Consider the following 17,366-nt stretch of genomic DNA (forward strand, 5'->3'; position numbering starts at 1 on the left):
GATCATCCCGCAAAAGCCCGGCCGTGGGCAGCGCTTTCCACCGGACGGCAAGTCATGCCCGTCCGGGCGCCCGCGTCACCGCCCTGCATCATGGACCGGGTGCGACTCGAACCGATCACCTGGGAACGGCTCGGCGACGCCCTCGCCGAGCGCCTGCTCGACCTGAAGCCGGCCGACGGCGGCCCCTGGCCGAAGGTCGCCTTCGACGGGGCCCCGGCCGCCCGCCCGGGCGACCTCGCGGCCCGCGTCGCCGAAGCCCTGCGCGTCCGGGGTCGCACCGCGCTGCCGGTCGCCGCCGACGGCTTCCTGCGACCCGCCTCACTGCGCTACGAGTTCGGCCACGAGGACGCGGAGTCGTACTACAGCGGCTGGTTCGACACGGGAGCCCTGTGGCGCGAGGTGTTCGGACCCCTCGAACCGGGCGGCACCGGCCGTGTCCTGCCCGACCTGTGGGACCCGGCCACGGACCGCGCCACCCGCAGCCCGTACGTGCGACTGCCGCGCGGCGGGGCCCTCTTGCTGCACGGCCCCTTCCTGCTGAACCACTGGTTCCCGTTCGACCTGACGGTCCATGTGAGCCTGACCCCGGGCGCCCTGCGGCGGCGTACCGGCGAGGCGGAGCGGTGGACGCTGCCGGCCTTCGAGCGCTACGAGACCGAGACGGGCCCGGCGGACCTGGCCGACGTCGTGGTCCGCGCGGACGATCCGCGGCATCCCGCCTGGACCGGGCGCCGGGACGAGGACCCGGGCGCCCGGTGACGGCTCACAGCCAGCCGTTGCGCTTGAACCCCCGGTAGACGCCGACACAGATCACGGCGATGACGGACACCATGAGCGGATAGCCGAAGCGCCAGTGCAGCTCCGGCATGTGGTCGAAGTTCATCCCGTAGATCCCGCAGCCCATCGTCGGCACGGCGACGATCGCGGCCCACGCCGTGATCTTGCGCATGTCCTCGTTCTGGGCGACCGTCACCTGCGCGAGATGGGCCTGGAGGATCGAGTTCAGCAGTTCGTCGAAGGCCGCTATCTGCTCGGCCGCCCGCATCAGATGGTCCGACACGTCACGGAAGTACGCCTGTATCTCGGGCGGCACGACGGGGAACGGACGCCCGGCCAGTTCGAGAATGGGCCGGGACAGCGGCGCCACCGCCCGCTTCAGCTCCAGGAGTTCGCGCTTGAGCTGGTAGATGCGGCCCGGGTCGGTCCGGGCCCCGTGCGGCGCGAACACCTCCGCCTCGACCGCGTCGATGTCCGACTGCACCTCGTCGATGACCGTCAGATAGTCGTCCACCACACCGTCCGCGATGGCGTGCAGCACCGCCGCCGGTCCCTTGGCCAACTGCTCGGGGGCCGCCTCCAGACCCTCCCGCACGGGCCCGAGCGAACCGTGCCGCCCGTGCCGCACGGTGATCACGAAGTCCCGCCCGAGGAACACCATGATCTCGCCGGTGTCGACGATCTCACTGGTCGCGGTCAGCTCCGTGTGCTCGACGTAGCAGACCGTCTTCAGGACCGCGAACAGTGTCCGCCCGTACCGCTCGACCTTCGGGCGCTGATGCGCGTGGACCGCGTCCTCCACGGCCAGCGGATGCAGGTCGAACAGCTCGGCGATGTCCGCGAACTCCAGGGCGGACGGCTCGTGCAGACCCAGCCAGACGAACCCGTCGTCCGAGGTGCGCACCGCCCGCACCGCCTCGACGAGGTTCCGGCCGCCTCGCTCCCGCACCCCGTCGCGATACGTCACGCAGTTGACCACCGCCGTGCCGAGCGGGGAGCGCGCCGGGTGGCTCAGATCGACCCGGGGCCGCCGCCGCGCCAGCCGCGCGACCCGGCGCAGTCCGTCCACCCCGCGCAGACCGCCGACCTTCCGCAGGTTGCCCGCCATCGCCATGCTCGGCTCCTTGCGCCCGTTCCCGTACGTACCCCTGCCCGGCGGTCGCGGGTCCGCGCGTCCTTCCGCACGGGCGACCTGGCCGGGCCAGTCTGCCAGCCGGAACCGACAACGCGGCAGGACCGGCCCCGGCGAGGTCGAGGAAGGCGTAAGGGGGTCCGCCGACGGGTCAGCGGCGTACCCGACGGCGGCTGACGCTGCCGCGGTCGAGCAGGGCGATACCGAGCGCCGCCAGCCCGATCTGGATGACCCACTCGACCCAGTCCACACCCTTGGTGTCGGCGACGTCGAAGCCCGCGGCGACCGCCGAACCGAGCAGGGCCGCCGCGACGCCGACGAGGATCGTCGCCAGGATGCCGATACGTTGCCGGCCGGGCAGCGCCAGCCGGCCCAGCACACCGACGACGATGCCGATCACGATCGCGCTCAGAACGCCGGAGATCTCCACGCCGTACCTCCTTGGGGACTTGTCGATGAATGGCCGCACATGTCGGACGAACCGTGTGTCCGCCTGACGTCCTTTCCTCGCGTCTTCCCCTCGACGGGCCGTCCAGTCACCGCCGCGGACACGCTACGAGCCGTCCAGTGGGAGGAGGGGTACCGCGCGCCTAGGGTGACCGGCCATGACCACGAACGATCAGCCCGCCCCCGCCCGCGCCGCTTCCTTCGCCGTCCCCGTCGCGGACGTGGCACTGGAGCCCGAACCGCTCGATCCCGACCGGATCGTCTCGGGCGACCCGGTCGTCACGGGCGCGGTGTTGTGGGAGTCGGCCGACGGCGCCCAGGTGCGCGGCGTCTGGCAGATCACGCCCGGCGTCGTCACCGACACCGAGGCGGACGAGATGTTCGTGGTCGTCAGCGGGCGCGCGACCGTCGAGATCGAGGGCGGCGCCGTCCTGGAGCTGGGCCCCGGCACAGTCGGCGTGCTCCGGGAGGGCGACCGCACGACGTGGACCGTCCACGAGACGCTCCGCAAGGCCTACCACCTGACGCAGCGCTGACAGCCTGTCGCCGAACGCCCGTCCCGTTCACGCGCGTTGTACGCGCCCGGTGAACAGGGCGAAGGCGCCGAGCGGCACCAGCAGGCACGCCGCCGCCAGGTTCAGCCAGGCGTAACTCGCCGTCGCCACCACCAGGCCCGCCGCCGCGCCGCCGATCCCCGCCGACAGACTGGTCGTCAGATCGGACAGCCCCTGCGCGGCGGCCCGCGCGGCGCCCGGCACGGAGTCGGTGAGCAGCGCGGAGCCCGCGACGAGCCCCGCCGACCAGCCGAGCCCGAGCACGAAGAGCCCTGCGGCGCTCCGCGCGTGACTGCCGCCCGCGGTCCCGGCGAGCAGCGCCGCGCACGCGAGCAGCCCCACCGCCAGCCCGATCACCGTCAGCCGTCCGTACCGGTCCGCGAGCCGCCCCATCACCGGCGAGAACGCGTACATCCCGGCGATGTGCCCGCTGACGACGAGCCCGATCAACTCGATGCCCGCGCCGTGGTGTTCGAGGTCCACCGGCGTCATCGACATGACGGAGACCATCGCGGTGTGCGACACGGCGACCGTCACCAGTGCCAGCCGGGCGCGCGGCGACGCGCGGACGGCGGCGAACCCGGCGCGCAACGACCGCGCCTCGCGCGTCCGTTCCGCCGCGGGGGCAAGCGCCCGCGCGGCCAGCAGCGGATCGGGGCGCAGCAGCAGGTGGACGAGGGCCGCGGCCACGAGGAACACGGCCGCCGCCCACACGAAGGGGCCCGACTCCGCGGGTATGCCGAGCCCGGCGACGCTGCGGCCCGCGGGCGCCGCGATGTTCGGGCCGAGGACCGCCCCGATGGTGGTGGCCCACACGACGGTGGAGAGGGCTTGGGCCCGCCGGTCGGGAGCGGCCAGGTCGGCGGCCGCGTACCGGGCCTGGAGGTTGGCCGAGGACGCGGCCCCGAAGCCCGCGAGTCCGAGGAGCAGCAGCGGAAAGCTCCCGGCCTTCGCGGCGACCACGGTCAGGCCGGCGCCCGACGCTCCGATCAGGTACGCGAGGACGAGCCCGGCCCGTCGCCCCCGCGCGTTCATCAGCGCGGCCAGCGGCATCGACAGGGCGGCGCTCCCGGTGACGCTCGCCGTGGACGCGAGCCCCGACAGCGCCTCGTCCCCGCTGATCTTCTTGGCCAGCACGGCGGCCAGCGCGATACCGGTCGCCGTCCCGAGCCCCCCGAGGATCTGGGAGGCCACGAGCACCTTCTGCGTACGCCGCTGAAGGGCGCCCAGCTCCGCGCCCTCGCTCGCCCCGGTCTCTTTCGCCTCCCCGCTCTCCCCGCTCGCCCCGGTCCTGACGGACGCGCCTCGGGAGCGACCGAACAGACCTCCACCCACAGCCACCGGACACCCCCCGCCGCCCCCGCGATCCACCCTGTACCGGGACCTTCTCAGAACAGCGGCTCGGGCAGCACCCCCTCCAGCGCGAGCAGTTTCCGCTTGGTCTCCAGCCCGCCCCCGAACCCGCCGATCCCCCCGTCGCGCTCCACCACCCGGTGGCAGGGCACCACGACGGGCAGCGGGTTCGACCCCATCGCCGCGCCCACGGCCTGCGCCGCCCCGGGCTGTCCGACGCGGCGGGCCAGCTCCCCGTAGCCGACGACCGCGCCGTAGGGCACGCCGGCCGCCAGCTCGCGCAGCACCTCCCGGTGGAATCCGGTGATCAGCGACCAGTCGAGCGGCAGCTCGAAGTCGCGCCGCCGCCCGGCGAAGTAGTCCGCGAGCTGACGCCGCGCCTCCGCGAGCAGCGGCGCGTCCGGTGCCTCGACCGGCCCGGCCCCGAAGCGGGAGCCGAGCCGCGCGAGTATCCCGTCCCGTACCGGGTCGGTGGCGTGGAAGGCCACGGCCACCAGGCCCTCGTCCGTCGCGGCGAGCAGCAGCGGCCCGACGGCGCTGTTCACGACGGTCCAGACGACCGGCCGCGCTGCGGCGGGTGCGCTCTCGTTCTGCCCGGTGGCATTCATACCGACCACCGTAGGGCCGGGCACTGACAACGCCCGGGCCCGCGCCGCGATCAGTCGTCGACGGCTTCGCGGACCACGTCCGGGGCGTTGGTGATGATCCCGTCGACGCCGTACCCGGCCACCCGCTGCGCGGTCGCGGCGTCGTTGACCGTCCACGTGAAGACCTCGAGCCGCTTGCGGTGCGGGCCCTTGAGCGCGTGGACCGCCTCGACGTAGTCGGCGGAGATCGTCGTGTTGCTCGGGTTGATCTGGTCGACGAACTCCGCGTACGCGGGCAGGTCCGCGACGGCCGGGGTGCCGAGGAAGCCGGTCTTGATGTCCGGGCGCCGCTCGTGCACGGTCCGCATGCTGTCCGCGCTGAAGCTCTGCACGATCAGGCGGCGCTTGACGTGCTCGTGGCGCAGCCACCCGTCCCTGCGGAGCTGGCGCAGGATCTGGTCCTCGATGCCCGGGTACAGCTCGGGCGCCTTGATCTCCATGAGCAGCTTCTGGTGGTTGTCGTCGACGCGCTCCAGGTACTGGTGCAGCGTCGGGATCCGCTCGCCCTTGAACTCGGCGCCCTTCCAGCTCCCGGCGTCCAGCCTGGCGATCTCCGTGGCGGTGAAGTCGCGCACGTTCCACGGGGCGCGGCCGGGGAAGACCTCCTCGACGTTCGTGGTGCGCGACAGGGTCGTGTCGTGGATGACGACGAGGGCGCCGTCCTTGGTGCGCTGCACGTCGTTCTCGACCCAGTCGGCGTCCAGCTCGTCGGCCTCGTCGACGGCCTCCAGGGTGTTCTCGGGGGCGTAGGCGGAGGCGCCGCGGTGGGCGATGATCACCGGTCTGTCGTGCCGTCCCGCGGCCTGCGCGGCGGTGGGCAGGACCAGGACACCGATGACGACGGAGCCCGTCACCGTGGCCAGGGCGGCTGCTGCGCGTACGTACACGTCTGCTCCTCGTGCGTGGGTGAGATCACGGACGGGACGAGACTGACAGGCAAAAGGCGATGGAACACAGACGAAGGATGGTCATAGGTTGAACGTGCTTGTCCGACTGCGGCCCACCCCGCCTTCAGTGCCGCGGTTTATTTGCCGGAAAATCGTTCGAGCGTTCCTGTGTGCGCTTTAATCACAGCCTCAACCGCGGCCGTTCCCATGGCCGTTGACAGGGGAACGAGCAGGACAAGTCGGACAAGAACTCAGGCGGAAGGGCTGCGGCACATGCAGGGGACGGTCGACGGCTTCAGTTATGGGCTGGTTACGCCGATCGTGGCGTACTTCATGGCCTGCCTCGGGGGCGCGCTGGGCCTTCGGTGCACCACCCGGTCGCTCCTCGTGGCCGACACCTGGCGGGCCGGCTGGCTCGCGCTGGGCTCCGCGGCGATCGGCTCGGGCATCTGGACGATGCACTTCATCGCGATGATGGGCTTCAGCGTCGAGGGCGTGCCGATCCACTACGACCGGGCGCTGACGTTCGCGAGCCTCGGCGTCGCCGTCGTCATGGTCGGCATCGGCGTCTTCATCGTCGGCTACAAGGGCGCGACCGGCCCCGCCCTGTTCACCGGGGGCACGATCACCGGTCTGGGCGTCGCCACGATGCACTACCTGGGAATGGCCGGAATGCGGCTTCACGGGACGATCGAGTACAACACGTTCGTCGTCGGGGCCTCCGTGGTGATCGCCATGGTGGCCGCGACCGCCGCGCTGTGGGCGGCCGTGCAGGTCCGCGGCATCCTGTGGAGCCTCGGCGCCAGCCTGATCATGGGGCTCGCCGTCTCCGGCATGCACTACATGGGGATGGCCGCCGTCAGCGTCCGCACGCACGGTGACGTCGCCGGAGCCCCCGGCGGCGACTCGGCCGCCGGAATTCTCGCCCCCATGCTGATCGGCCCCCTGTGCTTCCTGCTCCTGGCCGGTGTGGTCGTCATGTTCGACCCGCTGATGGTCATGGGTCGCCCCGACTGGCGCGACGCACTGGAGGCGGAGCGCGAGGGCCGCTCCCGCGCCGGTGTCCCGCGCCCCCGCCGCGTCCCCGACCGGCAGCCGCCGGGCGCCCCGCACGGCTGGTGACGGCGGCCCCGGAGCGCCGCCGGAGGCCGGTTGTCAGTGGGGGGTCGTACGGTTGATTCCATGCGGCCCGTATCCAAGATCGAACGCACGGTGGCACCCTTCGAGGTCGTCAGCCCCTACCAGCCGAGCGGTGACCAGCCCGCGGCCATCGCCGAGCTGGACAAGCGCGTCCGCGCAGGCGAGAAGGATGTCGTCCTGCTCGGTGCGACCGGCACCGGCAAGTCCGCCACCACGGCGTGGATGATCGAGAAGCTCCAGCGCCCCACCCTGGTGATGGCGCCGAACAAGACGCTGGCCGCCCAGTTGGCCAACGAGTTCCGCGAACTGCTCCCGAACAACGCGGTCGAGTACTTCGTCTCGTACTACGACTACTACCAGCCCGAGGCGTACGTCCCGCAGTCGGACACCTACATCGAGAAGGACTCCTCGATCAACGAGGAGGTGGAGCGCCTGCGCCACTCCGCGACGAACTCGCTGCTGACCCGCCGCGACGTCGTCGTGGTCGCTTCCGTCTCCTGCATCTACGGCCTCGGTACGCCGCAGGAGTACGTCGACCGCATGGTGCCCCTGAAGGTCGGCGCCGAGATCGACCGGGACGAGCTCCTGCGCCGCTTCGTCGACATCCAGTACACGCGCAACGACCTGGCGTTCCAGCGCGGCACCTTCCGTGTGCGCGGCGACACCATCGAGATCTTCCCCGTCTACGAGGAGCTCGCGGTCCGCATCGAGATGTTCGGCGACGAGATCGAGGCGCTGTCCACGCTGCACCCGCTCACCGGCGAGGTCATCAGCGACGACGACTCGCTGTACGTCTTTCCCGCCTCGCACTACGTGGCGGGCCCCGAGCGCCTGGAGCGCGCGGTCAACGACATCGAGAAGGAGCTGACCGAGCGCCTGGCCACCCTGGAGAAGCAGGGCAAGATGCTGGAGGCGCAGCGGCTGCGCATGCGCACCACGTACGACATCGAGATGCTCCGCCAGATCGGCTCCTGCTCCGGCGTGGAGAACTACTCGATGCACTTCGACGGCCGTGAGCCCGGCTCCCCGCCGAACACGCTGCTCGACTACTTCCCGGACGACTTCCTCCTGGTCATCGACGAGTCACACGTCACCGTGCCGCAGATCGGCGCCATGTACGAGGGCGACGCCTCCCGTAAGCGCACGCTCGTCGACCACGGGTTCCGGCTGCCGTCCGCGCTCGACAACCGCCCCCTGAAGTGGGAGGAGTTCCAGGAGCGCGTCGGCCAGACCGTCTATCTGTCGGCGACCCCCGGGAACTACGAGCTCGCGCGCTCGGACGGCTACGTCGAACAGATCATCCGCCCCACCGGCCTCATCGACCCCGAGGTGGTGGTCAAGCCCACCGAGGGCCAGATCGACGACCTGGTGCACGAGATCCGCACGCGCACCGAGAAGGACGAGCGCGTCCTGGTCACCACGCTCACCAAGAAGATGGCCGAGGACCTCACGGACTACTTCCTGGAGCTCGGCATCCACGTGCGCTACCTGCACAGCGACGTCGACACCCTGCGCCGCATCGAGCTGCTGCGCGAGCTGCGCGCCGGCGAGTACGACGTCCTGGTCGGCATCAACCTGCTCCGGGAGGGCCTCGACCTGCCCGAGGTCTCCCTGGTCGCCATCCTCGACGCCGACAAGGAGGGCTTCCTGCGCTCCGGCACCTCCCTCATCCAGACCATCGGCCGCGCGGCTCGTAACGTGTCGGGCCAGGTCCACATGTACGCCGACAGGATCACCCCGGCGATGGAGAAGGCCATCGACGAGACCAACCGCCGCCGCGAGAAGCAGATCGCGTACAACAAGGCGAACGGCATCGACCCGCAGCCGCTCCGCAAGAAGATCAACGACATCGTGGCGTCCATCGCGCGCGAGGACGTCGACACCGAGGAGCTGCTCGGCAGCGGCTACCGCAAGGGCGGCAAGGACGGAAAGGGCGCCAAGGCTCCCGTCCCCTCGCTCGGCAAGGCGGACACGGGCCGCAAGAAGCGCGGCAAGGCGGCGGAGACCGCCGTCACCGACCGGCCCGCCGCCGAGCTCTCCGAGCAGATCGAGGAGCTGACCGAGCGGATGCGGGCCGCCGCGGCGGATCTCCAGTTCGAGGTCGCGGCGCGCCTGCGCGACGAGGTCTCCGAGATGAAGAAGGAGCTGCGCCAGATGCGGGAGGCGGGTATCGCCTGACCCGCGCCGACGGGCGGGGTGGGAGCGGTGTGTCGCAAGACCGCCACAAAACCCCGCCCGAGGTGGTGGCGTTGTCGGTGCCGCCCCCTAGGGTCTGTCTGACCGCGCGCAAGCCGCGGCACAGGGGACGGTACGAGAGGGGACAGCGCGTGACGGCCGATTCCACCGGTTCCGCCGGTTTCTCAAAGGGACCAGGCATCAGCTTGACCAAGGGCCAGGCCATCAGCCTGGAGAAGCGGGGCGGAGGCACCCTCACCGCCGTCCGCATGGGGCTCGGCTGGCAGGCCGCCCCGCGCCGCGGCCTCTTCGGGACCCGTACGCGAGAGATCGACCTCGACGCGTCAGCGGTCCTCTTCGCCGACAAGCAGCCTGTCGACGTGGTCTTCTTCCGCCACCTCGTCAGCGACGACGGCTCGGTGCGCCACACCGGCGACAACCTGGTGGGCGGCGTGGGCCAGGGCGGCGACGACGAGGCGATCCTGGTCGACCTCGCGCGCGTGCCGGTCCACATCGACCAGATCGTCTTCACGGTCAACTCCTTCACGGGCCAGACCTTCCAGGAGGTGCAGAACGCGTTCTGCCGACTGGTCGACGAGACGACCGGCCAGGAGCTCGCGCGCTACACCCTCGACGGAGGCGGCCAGTACACGGCGCAGATCATGGCGAAGGTGCACCGGGACGGCGCGGGCTGGAAGATGACGGCCCTCGGGACGGCGGCCAACGGCCGCACGTTCCAGGACCTCATGCCCGCGATTCTGCCCGGCCTGTAACGGGTCCGCGATGGCCGCCGAACTGGTGAGGGGCCAGAACCACCCCCTGACCCGGACCCGCCTGGAGATCCGTGTGTCGGCCGGCCACCCGGTCGTCGCGGGCGCCACGCTCGCCGACGACCGGGGCACCGTCCGCGGCCCCGAGCGCGTCGCCCACCCGGGCGCACCCGCCCTGCCCGGCCTCGAAGTGTCGCGCCAGGCCGCCGCCGACCACCGCCTCGCCGTCGACCTGGACGCGATGCCGCCGGACGTCCACCGCGTCACCGTGCTGCTCGCACTGCCGGTCGGCACCGGCGGACCCACCCGGTTCGGCGCGGTCGCCGCCCCCTTCGTCGCGGTCACCGGCCTCGACGGCACCGAGGTGGCCGGCTTCACCCTCACCGACCTCGACACGGAGTCGGCCGTCACCGCCCTGGAGCTGTACCGCAGACAGGGCGCCTGGAAGGTCCGCGCCGTCGGCCAGGGATACGCCGACGGACTCGCGGCCCTCTTCGCCGACCAGGGCGTGCCCGACGCCCACGCGCTGGCGGGCGCCGTCCACGACGCCGTCGCCCGGGGCCTGGCCCGCACCGTGGCCGCCCCGCCGCACCCCGCCGACGAGGCACAGGTCCGCACGGCGGCAACGGCAGGCCACGCCTCCGCGCCCCTCCCACCCACCGCCTCCGCGATCCCCGGCGCCGCCCCCGGCACCCCGATCGACTACACGCACCCGGCACGCCAGGCGCCCCCGCACCCCGCCGCCGCGCCGCCCGCCGAGCCGGGCCGTTTCGCCGCCCCCGTCGCGGGCGACGCGACCGGCTGGACCATGGAGGAGCGGCTCTACAACCAGGTGTGGGGCATGTTCGAGGACCTGGCGCGCACGACGGCCGCCTACCGCAGCGCCGTCGACTTCGCGGACTCCCGCATGGAGCAGGAGCTCGACCGCGCCGTCTTCGGCCTCTCCGACCCGCGCAGCCGCCTCGGCGGCCGGGCGGACGCCGCGCGCGAGGCCGCCGAGGTCAAGCACACCGCGCTGGTCGACCGGGCGCGGGAGGCCCTCGACCGGGACCTGGCCCAGTTGGTCGCCGAGTCCGAGGTCGTCGAACCAGCGCTGCCCGCCGCGTACGCGGGCTGGGACAACCCGTGCTGGCACGCCTACCGCAGCCCCATGGAACTGCCCATGGCCGTCCGCCTGGGCGAGCTGCGTCTGCCCGAGAGCGACAGTGTCGCCCTGCGCATCCCGATGCTCGTACGGCTGCCGCTGGAGCGCGGTCTGTGGATCGACGCGGGCTCGTCCGGCGCGGACGCCCTCGTGGACGCCGACGATCTGCGGGCCCGGGCCGCGCGCCTGGCGGCCGAGCTCGCCGCCCGACTGCTCGGCGCCTATCCGGCGGGCGAGTTCAGCGTGCACGTCGTCGACCCCGCGGGCACGGCCGCGGGCGCGCTCGCCCCGCTGGTCGACGCCGGGGTGCTCGCCGGTCCCGTGGCCCGGGGGGCGGTGGGCGTCGCCGAGACGCTGACGCGGCTGACCGAGCGCGTCGACCTCGTCCAGATGGCGGTCCGCAGCGGCGCCGCCGACGCCCTCCCGGCCGACCTGGACGTCGCCGAGCAACTGCTGATCGTGCACGACTTCCCGCACGGTTTCGACGACCGCGCCGTGACCCGGCTCAGATACCTCGCGGACGAGGGGCCGCAGGTCGGCGTGCACCTGATGCTCGTGGCGGACCGGGAGGACGCCGCCGAGTACGGGCCGCTCCTCGACCCCTTGTGGCGGGCGCTGCTGCGCCTGACGCCGCTCCCTGACGAGCATCTCGCCGACCCTTGGGTCGGGCATGCCTGGACGTACGAGCCGCCGTCGGTCCCGCCCGGCAGCGCCGTGCTGCGCCAGGTCCTCGCGGAGGTGGCCAGAGCCCGCCGGGAAAGAGGGCTCTGATCTGCGCACTTGAGATGCCCTTTACCTAAACCTTTACCTTTCATGGGTGTTTCCCGTACTCTTGTTTACGCGGAGGGGAGTACTCCCGTACGCGGCGTTCCCGTCAATACGGACGACCCGGCCCCATGGCCGGACGATCCCGGGGCGCCGGCCCGAGGCGCACCGCGCCCGGGTGGAAGAGACCTCCGGCAGCGACGACGCTGATCAGTAGCCGTACGACGCCGGAGGCGCAGTGAACGTATCGATGACCCTGTGGGTGCTGACCATTCTTGGTCTGTGCGCCCTCATCGCGGTCGACTTCTTCATCGGGCGCAAGCCCCACGACGTATCCATCAAGGAAGCCGGGATCTGGACCGTCGTCTGGATCGTGCTCGCCGCGCTCTTCGGCGTCGGCGTGACCCTCTGGGGCAGCAGCCAGGCGGGCGGCGAGTTCTTCGCGGGCTTCATCACCGAGAAGTCGCTCAGCGTCGACAACCTCTTCGTCTTCATCCTGATCATGGCGAAGTTCTCGGTGCCGACCCAGTTGCAGCAGCGTGTGCTGCTGTTCGGTGTGCTCATAGCGCTGGTGCTGCGGGCGATCTTCATCGCGGCGGGCGCCGCCGTCATCGCCAACTTCTCCTGGGTCTTCTACATCTTCGGCGCGTTCCTCATCTACACCGCCTGGAAGCTCGTCAAGGAAGCCATGGGCGACGACGAGGACGAGGAATTCGAGGAGAACCGCCTCCTGAAGTCCATCGAGACGAAGTTCGGCGTCGCCGACCGGTACCACGGCACCAAGCTGTTCATCCGGGAGCACGGCAAGAAGGTCATGACACCGCTCCTGGTCGTCATGCTCGCCATCGGCATGACCGACGTGCTCTTCGCGATGGACTCGATCCCTGCGATCTTCGGCCTGACCCAGGACCCGTACATCGTCTTCACGGCCAACGCGTTCGCCCTGATGGGCCTGCGCCAGCTCTACTTCCTCATCGGCGGCCTGCTCAAGAAGCTGGTCCACCTCAGCTACGGCCTGTCGGTGATCCTCGGCTTCATCGGCGTGAAGCTGGTCCTGCACGCCCTGCACGAGAACGGCGTGCACGTCCCGGAGATCTCCATTCCGGTCTCCCTCGCCGTGATCTGCGGCGTGCTGATCATCACGACGATCACCAGCCTCATCGCCTCCAAGAAGCAGGCCGAGCGGGAAGCGGCCGAGGCGGCGCGGAAGGACAGCGTCGAGGCCTGACGGCTAAGGGCGCGGAGCCACCGGCACCGGGAGGCGCGCACGGCGATCAGCCGTACGCGTCACCCGGTGCCGTCGTCCGTCCCGAGCGCCCCGCGCGCGAGGTCGCGGCCCCGCTCCGCCCCGGGCACCATCGAAGGCATGATCACCAGACTCCGGGCCCTGACCACACGGTGGACCGTCGTCGTCCCGGTCCTGGCGGTCGTGCTGCTGGCCCTCACCTGGGGGCGCGACCTGCCCGGCGTACTCGTCGCCGTCGTCGCCGTCGTCCTCGCGGGATCCGTCCTCGCGGCCGTGCACCACGCGGAGGTCATCGCCCACCGCGTCGGCGAACCGTTCGGCTCGCTGGTCCTCGCCGTCGCCGTCACGATCATCGAGGTCGCGCTCATCGTCACCCTGATGGCCGACGGCGGCGCGAAAAGCTCCACCCTCGCCCGGGACACGGTGTTCGCCGCCGTGATGATCACCTGCAACGGCATCGTCGGCATCAGCCTGCTCTCCGCCGCGCTCCGCCACCGCGTGGCGGTCTTCCAGTCCGAGGGCACGGGCGGCGCCCTCGCCACCGTCGCCACACTGGCGACGCTCTGCCTGGTCCTGCCGACCTTCACGACCAGCAAACCGGGCCCGGAGTTCTCCACCTCCCAACTGATCTTCTCGGCCGCCGCGGCGATCGTCCTGTACGGCCTCTTCGTCGCCACCCAGACCGTGCGCCACCGCGACTACTTCCTGCCGATCACCAAGCACGGCGACGTCATCGACGCCGACGACCACGCCCAGATGCCGACCACCCGCACCGCCCTGGTCAGCCTCGGACTGCTCGCCCTCGCACTCATCGCCGTCGTCGGCCTCGCCAAAGGGGTGTCGAAGACGCTCGAACACGGCGTCGAGGCGGCAGGCATGCCGCAGGCCGTCGTCGGCGTGATCATCGCGCTGCTCGTGCTGCTCCCCGAGACCATCGCCGCACTGCGCGCCGCCCGCCGCGACCGCGTGCAGACCAGCCTGAACCTCGCCCTCGGCTCCGCCATGGCCAGCATCGGCCTGACGGTCCCGGCCGTCGCCATCGCCTCGTTCTGGCTGTCGGGGCCGCTCGTGCTCGGCCTCGGCGCGACCCACATGGTGCTCCTCGCGCTCACCATGATCGTCACCACCCTCACCGTCGTCCCCGGCCGCGCCACACCCCTGCAGGGCGGCGTCCACCTGGTGATCCTCGCCGCCTACGTGGAACTCGCCGTCACGCCCTGACGGACCCGGTCGGCGAGACGGGTCCCGGCCGCCCGGAGCCCGCGTGATACACCCTCAAGGAGCATCCGCCCGTCGTACGGAGGTCCTTGTGCCGCACACCCTCGCCACCGCGCCGATCCTGGTCCTGAACGGCCCGAACCTCAATCTCCTCGGCAAGCGCCAGCCGGAGATCTACGGCCGCGACACCCTCGCCGACGTCGAGGCACTCTGCGTCGAGGCCGCCGCCGCCCACGGCGCCACGGTGGACTTCCGCCAGTCCAACCACGAGGGCGAACTCGTCGACTGGATCCATGAGGCGCGCGAGCACCACGTCGGCATCGTGATCAACCCGGCCGCCTACTCGCACACCTCCGTGGCGATCCTGGACGCGCTCAACACCTGCGACGGCCTGCCCGTGGTGGAGGTCCACATCTCCAACATCCACCAGCGCGAGGAGTTCCGGCACCACTCCTACGTGTCCCTGCGCGCCGACGGTGTGATCGCCGGATGCGGCGTGCAGGGCTACGCGTTCGGGGTGGAGCGGGTCGCGGCCCTGGCGACACCGGCCGGCGCGGAGGCGTAGGGCGCCCCCTAGAGGCGGCCCGCGTCCACGATCCGGCGCAGGAACTGGCGCGTACGTTCCTGCTGCGGGTCCCCGAACACCGCTTCCGGGGTGCCGCGTTCGAGCACCACGCCCCCGTCCAGGAAGCACACCTGGTCGGCGACCTCACGGGCGAAGCCCATCTCGTGCGTGGCCAGGACCATGGTCATGCCCTCGCCCTTCACGTCGCGCACGACGTCCAGGACCTCGCCCACCAGCTCCGGGTCGAGGGCCGCGGTGATCTCGTCGAGGAGCAGCAACCGGGGGCGTACGGCGAGCGCCCGCACGATGGCCGCACGCTGCTGCTGGCCGCCGCTGAGCCGGTCCGGGTACTCGTCGGCCTTCGCGTCGAGCCCGAGGCGCTCCAACAGCCCCCTGGCCCGCTCCTCGGCCTCCTTGCGGGGGACGCCGTGCACGCGGCGCGGCGCGAGCGTGACGTTCTCCAGGACGGTCATGTGCGGGAACAGGTTGTACGCCTGGAAGACGACACCGATCCGCCGCCGCACGGCGTCCGCGTCCGCGCGTGGGTCGGTGATCTCCTCGCCGTCCAGCCAGATCGCCCCGTCGTCGATCTCCTCCAGGAGGTTGGCGCAGCGCAGCAGCGTCGACTTGCCCGAACCGGACGCGCCGATCAGCGCGGTCACCGTGTGCGGCGCGACCTCCAGGTCGACGTCGCGCAGGACCACGGAGCCGCCGAACGTCTTGCGCACGGACTCCATCCGCAGCACGGGCCCGGTCATACGAGTCCTCCTTGGGCCCGGCGCCGGTCCATCCGGGCCGTCACCCAGTCGGTGAAGCGGGTCATGGGGATGGTGAGGGCGACGAAGACCAGGCCCGCGACCACGTACGGCGTGTAGTTGAAGTCCTTGCCGGCGATGATCTGCGCCGCGTACACGGCGTCCACCGCGCCGCCGATCGACACGAGTCCGGTGTCCTTCTGGAGCGACACCATGTCGTTCAACAGGGGCGGCACCACACGGCGTACCGCCTGCGGCAGGACCACGTGGCGCAGTGTTTGGCGGCTGTTCAGGCCGAGGGAACGCGCGGCGGCCCGCTGGGACGGATGGACCGACTCGATGCCCGCGCGGAACACCTCGGCGACGTACGCCGAGTACGTGAGGACCAGGGCGACACCGCCCAGGACCACCGGGTCCGTGGTCACCCCCTGGAGGCGGAGCGCGGGCACCCCGAAGATGACCATCAACAGGCAGATGATGAGCGGCAGTCCGCGGAAGAAGTCCGTGTAGGCCGTGGCCAGGGCGCGCAGGGGGAAGAACACGGGCCCGCGCAGGGTCCGCGCGAGTGCGAGCAGCATTCCGAGGACGAGCACGCACGCCCCGCACACGAACAGGAGGCGCACATTGAGCCAGAGCCCTTCCAGCACCTGCGGCAACGCCACGCGCGCGTAGTGGGCACTGAAGAACGTCTCCTTCGTCCGCTGCCAGCCGGGGGAGTTGACGAGGACGACGAACAGGACAGCGCCCGTCACCAGCGTGCTCAGCGCCGCGAGACCGGTCGCCCGGCGCGCGCGGACGCGCTTGTAGCGCTCACGTGCCAGGCGCCGCGCGGAGGGGGCGTACGCGTCCTCGGCGGCGGGCGGCTGTTTCACGACGGTCACTTGAGCACCGGGGCGTCGACGGCGTCCGACAGCCACTTCTTCTCCAGGGAGGCGAGCGTGCCGTCCTTGCGGAGGGCGTCCACGGCGCCCGTCACGCACGACGTGAGCGCGCTCTCCTTGTCGAGCACCAGACCGAACTGTTCGGGGGAGCCCGCCGTGTTCTCGAACTGGCCGACGACCTCGGCGTCCGTCACCTCGGCACCGGTGATGTAGAACGCCGTCGGCAGGTCGACGACGATGGCGTCCACCTGGCCGTTCCTCAGGGCGGACTTGGCGAAGTCGTTCTTCTGGTAGACGGCCGGCTTCTGCGACGGCTTCACCACGTCGTTGACGTAGTCCAGGCTGGTGGTGCCCACTTGGGCGCCCAGCTTCACGTCCTTGAGGTCGGCGACGGTCCTCGCCTTCGCGGCCCGGGACGACTTCAGGGCGACGACGGCCTGACGCACGTCGTAGTAGCCGGACGAGAACGCCACGGCCTTCTTGCGGGCGGCGCTGATCGACACCTGGTTGATGTCGAAGTCGAACTTCTTCGCGCCCGGCGCGAAGGAACTGTTGAACGGCACGGTCTGCCACACCACGTGCTCCGCGCCGTAGCCGAGCCGCTTCGCCACGGCGTACGCGACGGCGGACTCGAAGCCCTTGCCGTTGGCCGGGTCGTCGTCCTCGAACCAGGGCGCGTAGGCGGGCTTGTCCGTGCCCACGGTGAGCTTCCCTGCCGTCACCGTGGCCGCCTTGCCGGGGGCGCAGGAGGCGGCCGTGGCGGGCTTGTCCGCCCCCTTCTCCTCGGGCTCGGGGGCACAGGCCGACGCGGCGGCGAGAACGACGGCGGAGCAGACGGCGAGGCGCGCGGCGCGATGGGCGTAAGGCATGGCGGGAGACTGACAGCGCACGGCACCGTCTGTCGAGGTCG

Annotated in this window: 17 protein-coding genes; 9 read left to right on the forward strand and 8 right to left on the reverse strand. The window is 71.4% G+C overall.

Features of this window, described 5'->3' with window-relative positions; translation table 11 throughout:
- Window positions 1-90 precede the first annotated feature (90 nt).
- Window positions 91-759 (forward strand): uridine kinase, encoded by a 669-nt coding sequence (locus tag ACIRF8_RS07635; RefSeq protein WP_404211846.1) that lies wholly within the window; start codon window positions 91-93, stop codon window positions 757-759.
- A gap of 4 nt (window positions 760-763) precedes the next feature.
- Here ACIRF8_RS07635 and ACIRF8_RS07640 read toward each other — a convergent pair whose 3' ends face one another.
- Both ACIRF8_RS07640 and ACIRF8_RS07645 read right to left on the reverse strand, forming a co-directional pair.
- Entirely contained in the window at window positions 764-1,891 is a 1,128-nt protein-coding gene (locus ACIRF8_RS07640; RefSeq protein ID WP_404211847.1) for a magnesium and cobalt transport protein CorA, read from the reverse strand.
- 169 nt (window positions 1,892-2,060) lie between these two features.
- The gene (locus tag ACIRF8_RS07645; RefSeq protein ID WP_404211849.1) at window positions 2,061-2,339 is read right to left on the reverse strand and encodes a GlsB/YeaQ/YmgE family stress response membrane protein; all 279 of its coding nucleotides are present in this window, start codon (window positions 2,337-2,339) and stop codon (window positions 2,061-2,063) included.
- Between the two features lie 175 nt (window positions 2,340-2,514).
- Here ACIRF8_RS07645 and ACIRF8_RS07650 point away from each other — a divergent pair, with 175 nt between their 5' ends.
- Window positions 2,515-2,892, forward strand: coding sequence for a cupin domain-containing protein (locus ACIRF8_RS07650; protein WP_404211851.1), 378 nt, complete (start codon window positions 2,515-2,517; stop codon window positions 2,890-2,892).
- 27 nt (window positions 2,893-2,919) lie between these two features.
- Here ACIRF8_RS07650 and ACIRF8_RS07655 read toward each other — a convergent pair whose 3' ends face one another.
- The 3 genes from ACIRF8_RS07655 to ACIRF8_RS07665 form a co-directional block, all read right to left on the reverse strand.
- Window positions 2,920-4,140, reverse strand: coding sequence for an MFS transporter (locus tag ACIRF8_RS07655; protein WP_404212345.1), 1,221 nt, complete (start codon window positions 4,138-4,140; stop codon window positions 2,920-2,922).
- 158 nt (window positions 4,141-4,298) lie between these two features.
- Window positions 4,299-4,871, reverse strand: a complete 573-nt coding sequence (locus ACIRF8_RS07660) for a methylated-DNA--[protein]-cysteine S-methyltransferase (protein ID WP_404211853.1) — start codon at window positions 4,869-4,871, stop codon at window positions 4,299-4,301.
- Between the two features lie 50 nt (window positions 4,872-4,921).
- A complete protein-coding gene (locus ACIRF8_RS07665) occupies window positions 4,922-5,797 on the reverse strand; it encodes a glycerophosphodiester phosphodiesterase (protein WP_404211855.1) in 876 nt (291 codons plus the stop codon).
- A gap of 273 nt (window positions 5,798-6,070) precedes the next feature.
- Between ACIRF8_RS07665 and ACIRF8_RS07670 the strand changes: the two genes are divergently transcribed.
- The 7 genes from ACIRF8_RS07670 (at window position 6,071) to aroQ (ending at window position 14,820) form a co-directional block, all read left to right on the forward strand.
- Entirely contained in the window at window positions 6,071-6,919 is an 849-nt protein-coding gene (locus ACIRF8_RS07670; RefSeq protein WP_404211857.1) for an MHYT domain-containing protein, read from the forward strand.
- A 60-nt stretch (window positions 6,920-6,979) separates the two neighbouring features.
- Window positions 6,980-9,115 carry an excinuclease ABC subunit UvrB gene (gene uvrB / locus ACIRF8_RS07675; RefSeq protein WP_404211859.1) on the forward strand — a complete coding sequence of 712 codons (2,136 nt, stop codon included), beginning with the start codon at window positions 6,980-6,982 and terminating at the stop codon, window positions 9,113-9,115.
- 203 nt (window positions 9,116-9,318) lie between these two features.
- Window positions 9,319-9,885, forward strand: a complete 567-nt coding sequence (locus tag ACIRF8_RS07680; RefSeq protein ID WP_404211860.1) for a TerD family protein — start codon at window positions 9,319-9,321, stop codon at window positions 9,883-9,885.
- A 10-nt stretch (window positions 9,886-9,895) separates the two neighbouring features.
- Window positions 9,896-11,797, forward strand: a complete 1,902-nt coding sequence (locus ACIRF8_RS07685) for a TerD family protein (RefSeq protein WP_404211862.1) — start codon at window positions 9,896-9,898, stop codon at window positions 11,795-11,797.
- Window positions 11,798-12,029: 232 nt separating this feature from the next.
- Window positions 12,030-13,019 (forward strand): TerC family protein, encoded by a 990-nt coding sequence (locus ACIRF8_RS07690; RefSeq protein WP_404211864.1) that lies wholly within the window; start codon window positions 12,030-12,032, stop codon window positions 13,017-13,019.
- A gap of 138 nt (window positions 13,020-13,157) precedes the next feature.
- Entirely contained in the window at window positions 13,158-14,258 is a 1,101-nt protein-coding gene (locus ACIRF8_RS07695; protein ID WP_404211866.1) for a calcium:proton antiporter, read from the forward strand.
- A gap of 88 nt (window positions 14,259-14,346) precedes the next feature.
- Window positions 14,347-14,820, forward strand: a complete 474-nt coding sequence (aroQ, locus tag ACIRF8_RS07700; RefSeq protein WP_404211868.1) for a type II 3-dehydroquinate dehydratase — start codon at window positions 14,347-14,349, stop codon at window positions 14,818-14,820.
- Between the two features lie 8 nt (window positions 14,821-14,828).
- On the opposite strand, the gene ACIRF8_RS07705 is transcribed toward aroQ, so the two are convergent.
- The 3 genes from ACIRF8_RS07705 to ACIRF8_RS07715 are packed head-to-tail and all read right to left on the reverse strand — an operon-like array spanning window position 14,829 to window position 17,325.
- Window positions 14,829-15,578, reverse strand: coding sequence for an amino acid ABC transporter ATP-binding protein (locus tag ACIRF8_RS07705; protein ID WP_404211870.1), 750 nt, complete (start codon window positions 15,576-15,578; stop codon window positions 14,829-14,831).
- On the reverse strand, window positions 15,575-16,456 hold the full coding sequence (locus ACIRF8_RS07710; protein ID WP_404211872.1) for an amino acid ABC transporter permease: 882 nt from the start codon (window positions 16,454-16,456) through the stop codon (window positions 15,575-15,577). The genes ACIRF8_RS07705 and ACIRF8_RS07710 overlap by 4 nt, the downstream gene beginning before the upstream one ends.
- Window positions 16,453-17,325, reverse strand: coding sequence for an ABC transporter substrate-binding protein (locus tag ACIRF8_RS07715; protein ID WP_404211874.1), 873 nt, complete (start codon window positions 17,323-17,325; stop codon window positions 16,453-16,455). Before ACIRF8_RS07715 ends, ACIRF8_RS07710 begins: the two co-directional genes overlap by 4 nt.
- Between the last annotated feature and the right edge of the window lie 41 nt (window positions 17,326-17,366).

It is taken from the genome of Streptomyces sp. NPDC102406 (assembly GCF_044765725.1).
Lineage (GTDB): Bacteria > Actinomycetota > Actinomycetes > Streptomycetales > Streptomycetaceae > Streptomyces.

What these genes read in the sequence shown, in the direction of transcription:
- ACIRF8_RS07635 (WP_404211846.1), top strand. Translation starts at nt 91, where the DNA reads ATGGACCGGGTGCGACTCGAACCGATCACCTGGGAACGGCTCGGCGAC.
- ACIRF8_RS07640 (WP_404211847.1), bottom strand. Translation starts at nt 1,891, where the DNA reads ATGGCGATGGCGGGCAACCTGCGGAAGGTCGGCGGTCTGCGCGGGGTG.
- ACIRF8_RS07650 (WP_404211851.1), top strand. Translation starts at nt 2,515, where the DNA reads ATGACCACGAACGATCAGCCCGCCCCCGCCCGCGCCGCTTCCTTCGCC.
- ACIRF8_RS07660 (WP_404211853.1), bottom strand. Translation starts at nt 4,871, where the DNA reads ATGAATGCCACCGGGCAGAACGAGAGCGCACCCGCCGCAGCGCGGCCG.
- ACIRF8_RS07670 (WP_404211857.1), top strand. Translation starts at nt 6,071, where the DNA reads ATGCAGGGGACGGTCGACGGCTTCAGTTATGGGCTGGTTACGCCGATC.
- uvrB (WP_404211859.1), top strand. Translation starts at nt 6,980, where the DNA reads ATGCGGCCCGTATCCAAGATCGAACGCACGGTGGCACCCTTCGAGGTC.
- ACIRF8_RS07685 (WP_404211862.1), top strand. Translation starts at nt 9,896, where the DNA reads ATGGCCGCCGAACTGGTGAGGGGCCAGAACCACCCCCTGACCCGGACC.
- ACIRF8_RS07695 (WP_404211866.1), top strand. Translation starts at nt 13,158, where the DNA reads ATGATCACCAGACTCCGGGCCCTGACCACACGGTGGACCGTCGTCGTC.
- ACIRF8_RS07705 (WP_404211870.1), bottom strand. Translation starts at nt 15,578, where the DNA reads ATGACCGGGCCCGTGCTGCGGATGGAGTCCGTGCGCAAGACGTTCGGC.
- ACIRF8_RS07715 (WP_404211874.1), bottom strand. Translation starts at nt 17,325, where the DNA reads ATGCCTTACGCCCATCGCGCCGCGCGCCTCGCCGTCTGCTCCGCCGTC.